The 1,957-nt window shown below is 50.8% G+C and carries 2 protein-coding genes; both read left to right on the top strand.

Annotation, left to right across the window (positions count from 1 at the left end; all coding sequences use genetic code 11):
- The first annotated feature begins 92 nt into the window (after positions 1–92).
- Entirely contained in the window at positions 93–1,127 is a 1,035-nt protein-coding gene (gene istA, locus EGC76_RS11860) for an IS21 family transposase (RefSeq protein ID WP_128353209.1), read from the top strand.
- Positions 1,111–1,887 carry an IS21-like element helper ATPase IstB gene (gene istB, locus EGC76_RS11855; RefSeq protein WP_006954076.1) on the top strand — a complete coding sequence of 259 codons (777 nt, stop codon included), beginning with the start codon at positions 1,111–1,113 and terminating at the stop codon, positions 1,885–1,887. The genes istA and istB overlap by 17 nt, the downstream gene beginning before the upstream one ends.
- Positions 1,888–1,957: the final 70 nt, after the last annotated feature.

Genomic DNA, 1,957 nt, shown 5'->3' with positions numbered 1-1,957 from the left:
TGTTACCGGCAGTGTAAAAATGACCCCCTAACGGCAATTGAAAATTGACCCCCTGAAGTAAACTAGCGGTTTTTCTCAAGAGGCCGCTTTCGATGTTAACTCAGGAGATGGTTGTGACCATTAAAGTACTTAAGCACCAAGGTAAATCGATCAAAGGGATAGCGCGCGAAACAGGCCTGGCCCGCAACACTGTTAAAAAGTATTTGCAGCAAACCGAGAGTACGCCGGTTTATCAACGCAGCGTTGTGCGTCCGAGCAAGCTTGACCCCTTCAAAGATTATATTCAGGCGCGCCTCAAAGCGGCTCATCCAGATTGGATACCAGCAGCCGTGCTCTATGAAGAGATCTTGGCCCGTGGCTACCAAGGCAAAATAAGGATCCTCAGCGAGTATGTTGCGGCGTTCAAACCTAAGCCAGCAGCCGATCCGCTCGTAAGATTTGAAACCGAGCCAGGTAAGCAATTGCAGGTGGACTTCACCATTATTCGCCGTGGAGCCTATGCGCTCAAAGCCTTCGTGGCGACGCTGGGTTATTCACGTGCAAGTTATGTGCGGTTTTACGATAACGAGCGCACAGAAGCTTGGATTGACGGCCTTGAGCACAGCTTTGACTTCTTTGGTGGTGTGCCACACGAAGTACTGTTCGACAATGCTAAGACCATCATGATTGAGCGAGACGCTTATTCAGATGGCGAGCATCGTTGGAACCCTAAGCTTCTCTCAACCGCTCAGGACTTCGGCTTTAATCCTCGTGTTTGTCGCCCCTATCGGGCTAAAACTAAAGGCAAGGTTGAACGCTTTAACCGTTACCTTAAATCAAGCTTCGTTGTGCCGCTGCAGGCAACGCTAAGAACCTCAGGCTTACGCTTAGATGTGCAGACTGCGAATGGTTATGTCGGTCGCTGGCTGACGCAGGTGGCGAATGCCCGAGTGCACGGTACGACCGGAGACGTACCAAACCAGCGCTTAATAACGGAGCAAGAGGCGTTATTGCCGTTGCCGATGAAGATCGGCAGCGTGTACCAGCCGCAAGCATCGCGTCGTGTGCCAACACCATACGAGAGCTTGCAACATCCACTCAGTGTCTATGACCAGATGTTGCGAGGTGCGCATGAACTTACAGTCTGAACGCATTGCCGATGCTTGTCGGCAACTTGGCTTATACGCATTGCCTGAAGCCTGGCCATCCATTGCTGAGCATCACCTCGCGCAAGAAGGCTCGTATGCGGACTTCATTGAGAAGCTCTTAGCTGAAGAGCTGAAAGCAAAAACCCAGCGCACCAAGGCGACTCTACTCAAGTTCGCCGGTTTACCAAACATTAAAACGCTTGAGGAGTATGACTTTAACTTCGCCAGCGGCGTGCCCAAAGCACAGCTGACGGAGCTGTCTGGCCTGAGTTTTATCGAACGACACGAGAATGTCGTGATGCTTGGCCCCAGTGGTGTGGGTAAAACGCATCTAGCTATTGCGCTTGGTTACAAAGCCATCATGGCCAGCACTAAAGTGCGCTTTATTACGGCAGCAGATCTGATGCTGCAATTGGCGACAGCACACAACCAAGGCAAGCTGAAAACTTACCTACAGCGCGTTGTAATGAGTCCAAAGCTACTCATCATCGATGAAATCGGCTACCTGCCGTTTGGCCGCGAAGAAGCAAACCTGTTCTTTAACGTGGTCGCAAAACGCTATGAGCGTGGCAGCACATTACTGACCAGCAACTTACCATTTAGCCAGTGGGCAGGTGCCTTCGCGAACGACACCACATTAACGGCTGCGATGTTAGACCGCCTGCTGCACCATTGCCATGTGATCCAAATAAGTGGTGAGAGCTACCGGTTGAAGGACAAAAAGAAGATAGGCATTGCACCGATAATCGGTGAAATTTAACCCCAAGGGGGGTCAAAACTAGATTGCCGAATTAACCCCAAAGGGGGTCAAATTTAAACTGCCGTTGACA

It is taken from the genome of Pseudidiomarina gelatinasegens (assembly GCF_004025325.1).
Lineage (GTDB): Bacteria > Pseudomonadota > Gammaproteobacteria > Enterobacterales > Alteromonadaceae > Pseudidiomarina > Pseudidiomarina gelatinasegens.
Note: the sequence above shows the minus strand (reverse complement) of the source record. Positions and strands in the feature narration are given on the sequence as shown.